We start from the raw sequence: 4,693 nt of genomic DNA, 5'->3' as shown, positions 1-4,693 counted from the left end.
CCCGCCGCTGGACGCGGGACATCCTGCGCGGATCTCCCCTGGCTGATGACGCCGAGCTGATCGTGAGCGAGCTGAGCGCGAACGCGATCCTCCATACCGCCAGCGGCACTCAGTCGGGCAGCTTCCATCTGGCACTCGCGGTCTCCCCGCAGGTGGTCGCTCTGTCGGTCACGGACGAGGGCGGCACCGGAACAGCCCCGAAGGTCGAGCGCCAGGACGACCAGGCCGAACACGGCCGGGGCCTGGACATGGTCAGCGCGATCGCACACCGGGTCGTCGTCTACGACAGCTGTGGCGGCTACACGGTCACCGCGGAGCTGTTCACCCAGTCCGGACAGGCGGGAGAGCGTCCATGCTGACGTCCGCCCCTCCCGTGACGCCGAGGCCGGGGAGCCAACCTCTCCCCTACCAGTGCCGAGCCGCCGCCTACCCGGTGAACGAAGCCCGCTCCATCGCCTTGGGATCACACGACACCACAAGCCCGCGTCTCGCCCTGCGCTGGTTACGAGAACGCACGCAGCACATCACTGACCAACTCGACGCCGCATACGCACAACCGGGCCTGCACTGGCTGACAGACGAGGCCGAGCACGAACGAGCCCTCGCCTACATGACCAGCGGCACGGGCTACCAACTCACCCTCCACGACGACAGCACCCGTTACGTACTGCTGGCCTACCCGGCGGGAGCGACCTCATGAACAAGCCCGCCCGCGGCTACTGGTGCGAGTGCTGGACCCAAGAAGTCAGCGCTCCCGAACGGCCGGCGCTCCTAGCCTCGTTCGACGCTTACTCCGCACCCCAGGCAGACCGATGGGTAGCCATCGCGCTCCGCACCATCTCACCGGCCCTCGATACCGACGCATCAGATCAAGCGTGGGCATGGCTGTACGAGGAGCGTGCCGAGACCCGGAGGGCCCTGCTGCGCTCGGAGCCTTGCGCGGTGACCATCACGCACGCCGGCACCCGCATCACTTGGACCATCCGGCCAGCGCTCTTCCTGCCGCTCGCACACCGGCAGAGTGCTGAACTTCCAGCGTGTGCACATACCTTCAAGCCTCAGTCGACCGACTGAGTTACAACTTTCTCTACTGGTTCAAGCCCGCGCACGGCGCGGGTGCGCGCCGCCTGTACGGCGGGGCCGCCGCCCTGTCTTCGCCAGCGGCGGCCCCGCCCGGCGGCGCGCTGCGTGCAGCGGGCAGGGACGAGAAACGATCTACCGCATGCTCAACGGTCACGCCAGGATGGCCCCTATGGGGGAATCCACCGTGCGCACAGCGTTCCGTCTGACATTCACCGACTACCACCAGGATCCGAACGACAGCGACGTACTCCGGCGAGCAGTAACCATCCATGCCGACCGGATCACGTTCGACGACGGCCACCTGAACCTCTGGCTCACAGGCACCCACGTCGGAGAGTTCCCGATCAACATCATCGAGTCCATCTCCCCCCACGGCGGTGCCGGCAGGCAGCGAGAGTCACAGGAAGAGCTACGGGCGCGCTTCCCGCGGATGGGCCACGCGTGGTCACCAGAGGACGACGCCCATCTCCTTGCGCTCTACCAGCAAGGAGAACGTGACTTCGCCGCTCTCGGGAAGCAGTTCGGCCGGAAGCCCAGCGCTATACGGTCACGACTGGCCAAGCTCGGGCTTGAAAGCCTCGCCTGACATGTCGAGGTTCAGACGTCTGTGGCTGGGGCGGTCGGCTCCACGACTTTAGGCAGCCACCATGGGGCGAGCCTCGAAGATCATGGCCCCAACGTCGTGCTTTAACGGGCAGGTCCACAGACTGCCCGACGCGCCGGAAGCTTACGGGGCCATGATCACTCGCCCCATGGCAGCTCCAGCCCAAAGTCGCTCCGCCGACCGCGTGGTGACGCGCAGGCTCTCAGGAGGATGGCCCCAAGACCAGCTGCATACGGAGATAGTTCGCTTGGCCGGGGCCGGGTCGGCGGTGCCCATCAGGTTTCCATCCATGCCGGGCGTAGAAGGCCTGGGCTCGGCTGTTGCGCTCCCATGCTTCGAGCACCCCACCCGTCAGAGAAGCATCGCGAAGGAGCTGCACAAAGGCGGCGTGCAACTGGCTACCGATCCCCTGCCCCCAGCGCCCGGGGCGGACGTGGATCTGGTGAAGCTGGGCGACGGCCGAGGCATCCAAGTCAGCCTCCAGCGGAGGGCCCATCGCCAAGATGCCTACGATCTCACTCTCGCGCACGGCGCACAGCACTGTCCGGGTGTCGTCCTGCACAGCACGCATCCACATTTCTCGTCGAACAGAGCGTGCCTCAGGAGAGGTGAGCTCCGCCTCTGATAATCCTCCTGCCTGGTAATACGCTGTGCGCGCTTGAGTATGCAGGTCAACGATCGGGTCCAGGTCGTCGAGGCTCGCAGTTCGCAGCAAGGTCTGGGAAGTCGTCACGATCATCTGACGCACTTACCTTGATGTGCAGTTCCCCGCCCACGACTCCATCTCCATGGCGAGGGGCTGTGTGCCCCCTGCGTGCCCGGTCGGGGGGCGAGCGTCGGGGAACGACGGGGAGCAGCGGCGAACTCGCCCCGAAGCCGCAGGTCAGAGTCTCGGCAGCTCAGCCAGCACCCGCATACGCGATCTTCCAAGCAAGTGCTCCAGGACCTGGGTAGTGCGCTTGACTCAGTCATTGAAACTCCAGCCCAAAGCCGCTACGCCGACCTGGAGGTAAAATGACAGGTTGCAGGAGTCTGGCGCGCACGGGGAAGATCCCGACATGACCAAAAAGCTCTACAGAGGGCAGCCATCGATACACCCCAGCGAATTGGGGTGCGTAAGTCTCAGCACGAAGATCCTGACCAAAAGGGGATGGCTGACCTACGAACAGGTAACTACCGAAGACGAAACTATCGGATATGACACCATCGCCCATAGATCAAGATGGACCCGGGTGACGAACGTCCACAGCAAGTTAAATGCCGAACTATGGCTAGTAGGTCATAAGTATTGGCACGCTCAGGTAACGCCGACAGTTCAGTGGTGGTCCGAAACCGCCTACAAGAAAACTACCGGATCAACCACATGTCCCGAATGCGGCTGGAAACCCCGAGGGGCAAAGTTCCCAGAGAGGGGCGTACAAGTCCACAGAGCGAAAATACATGGGCTGCCACCAAACGAGGCGCACACAATGTTTCGCGGAGAGTTTGTGCGGGTGGACAGCTTCAAGTCGGGGAATCGATTGCGGCTTGCTGCGCCAGCCGTTACCGGCGGCATGACGCAACTCACCGTGACCGAAGTCCAACTGCTCGCTTGGCTTCAAGGCGACGGGCACATCGCCCCCGCCAAGACTAAGCCGACGGTATGCCCCGAATGCGGATGGCTCCCCGGGAACAATAGGAAGCCACATCGAGGGCCGGTGCTGCAACTTGCTACGAGTGTCGCAGTGCACCGAGCGAAGGCCCACAACATTGGGCGCGATAAGTCGACTTCAGCACATGCAGGCATGTATGACGGCGCTATTTACCAGTCGAAACCCCTGATGGTGAAAAAGATTTCTCACCTACTAAAAGATGTGCCTCATGCGATCAGCGTGCGAGATCGCGGAGGCAACATCTTGCCTGCATATACGTTCAGGCTTCGCCGCTCCTATGTAACCTCACTCGTTGAGCGAAGCGGCGTAATGGTCGACGGCCCAGAGAAACTTGTCCTTTCGATGTCGAGTAGGCAGAGGGCTGCATGGCTGGAGGCAGTCATCGATGCAGAAGGGCATCACCTCAAGGCCGAGAAGGCAGACTGGCAGGACTACATTCGAATTGCCCAAGTGGATGGCCCGATGCAAGAGGCAATCAAGCTAGCTGCATATCTCGAAGGATACAGGCCGACATATTCAGCGAACAGTGCTGAAAGGAATGGGTTTAAACCGGCGGGTACGGTTGGCCTGGCAAAACCCTTCGTTGTACCTTCCACTTTCAACGAGCCGAAGAGTCTTGGCGAACAACCTGTTTGGGCTCCAATAACCGAGCTTGGTACTTGGACCGCTGGTCTTGACGGTCAGGTATTCCTAATCGGTTCGTCCGGGGCTGGACAGAGCCACGCGGTCCTACCCAGCTAGCCGAGCCATGCACGAGCGCCCTCCCCGGGCCGTGCTCGGGCCGTGGAAGGGTGCTCAACGATGACCAACGTCGACAGCCACCGACAGCTCAGCAGCAGGTCAGGACGTTGATCGATAAGGCAGCCGCAGGTCACGGCCGCCGATGATCAGTTGTGGCTGTGCAGCAGCGCAGCGCGTCATCATGAAGCATGGGGATTGATCTGGAGCTGCACTCGTCACGGCCGGCACGCAACAGCTGGCGCAAGTCCCGCGCAACGCTCCTGCGGAGCTCCCACGGACATGGCGACGCACTGGCCGATGCACTCGGCTCGCTTCAACTCCTTGGAGTGCCCGGAAGGCTCACCGCCGTCGATCCCTACGGGGACACGTTGATGAACGAGCAGGAGGCCACGGCTGCCCTCCAGGAGATCCACGGTTTGAGGCGGAGTTGCACTGATGAGCGTCAGCTCGCTGCGCTGGACGATCTCACAGTGATGCTGGGACAGTGCGCGGCTACCCCAGGCAGCTACTTGTGGTTCGCGGGCGACTGAGGCTCCGGCCAGCTTGCCGTGTGAGTGTCTAACTGCGTGACAACGCCGACGGACAGCGGCGGACAACCGCGCACACCTGCGGA

6 protein-coding genes are annotated in these 4,693 nt (G+C 62.9%); 5 read left to right on the top strand and 1 reads right to left on the bottom strand.

The window, feature by feature from the left end:
* The 4 genes from IE153_RS41070 to IE153_RS41060 all read left to right on the top strand — a co-directional run.
* Nucleotides 1–359: ATP-binding protein (locus tag IE153_RS41070; RefSeq protein WP_189594777.1), on the top strand; the 359-nt coding region annotated here is incomplete at its 5' end.
* Entirely contained in the window at nt 353–700 is a 348-nt protein-coding gene (locus tag IE153_RS41065; protein WP_189594776.1) for a hypothetical protein, read from the top strand. The genes IE153_RS41070 and IE153_RS41065, both read left to right, overlap by 7 nt.
* Entirely contained in the window at nt 697–1,074 is a 378-nt protein-coding gene (locus IE153_RS42250; protein ID WP_229829445.1) for a hypothetical protein, read from the top strand. The genes IE153_RS41065 and IE153_RS42250 overlap by 4 nt, the downstream gene beginning before the upstream one ends.
* A 148-nt stretch (nt 1,075–1,222) precedes the next feature.
* A complete protein-coding gene (locus IE153_RS41060) occupies nt 1,223–1,669 on the top strand; it encodes an SANT/Myb-like DNA-binding domain-containing protein (protein WP_189594775.1) in 447 nt (148 codons plus the stop codon).
* Nucleotides 1,670–1,889: 220 nt separating this feature from the next.
* On the opposite strand, the gene IE153_RS41055 is transcribed toward IE153_RS41060, so the two are convergent.
* Nucleotides 1,890–2,426: a GNAT family N-acetyltransferase gene (locus IE153_RS41055; protein ID WP_189594774.1), complete on the bottom strand. Its 537-nt coding sequence runs from the start codon at nt 2,424–2,426 to the stop codon at nt 1,890–1,892.
* A 319-nt stretch (nt 2,427–2,745) separates the two neighbouring features.
* Here IE153_RS41055 and IE153_RS41050 point away from each other — a divergent pair, with 319 nt between their 5' ends.
* On the top strand, nt 2,746–4,080 hold the full coding sequence (locus tag IE153_RS41050) for a hypothetical protein (protein WP_189594773.1): 1,335 nt from the start codon (nt 2,746–2,748) through the stop codon (nt 4,078–4,080).
* Nucleotides 4,081–4,693: the final 613 nt, after the last annotated feature.

It is taken from the genome of Streptomyces massasporeus, assembly GCF_014648995.1.
Classification (GTDB): Bacteria; Actinomycetota; Actinomycetes; order Streptomycetales; family Streptomycetaceae; genus Streptomyces; species Streptomyces massasporeus.
This window is presented reverse-complemented; position numbering and strand designations above follow the sequence as displayed.

Excerpts from the sequence above, each read along its gene's own strand:
- IE153_RS41065 (WP_189594776.1), top strand. The coding sequence starts at position 353 with ATGCTGACGTCCGCCCCTCCCGTGACGCCGAGGCCGGGGAGCCAACCT.
- IE153_RS42250 (WP_229829445.1), top strand. The coding sequence starts at position 697 with ATGAACAAGCCCGCCCGCGGCTACTGGTGCGAGTGCTGGACCCAAGAA.
- IE153_RS41060 (WP_189594775.1), top strand. The coding sequence starts at position 1,223 with ATGCTCAACGGTCACGCCAGGATGGCCCCTATGGGGGAATCCACCGTG.
- IE153_RS41055 (WP_189594774.1), bottom strand. The coding sequence starts at position 2,426 with ATGATCGTGACGACTTCCCAGACCTTGCTGCGAACTGCGAGCCTCGAC.
- IE153_RS41050 (WP_189594773.1), top strand. The coding sequence starts at position 2,746 with ATGACCAAAAAGCTCTACAGAGGGCAGCCATCGATACACCCCAGCGAA.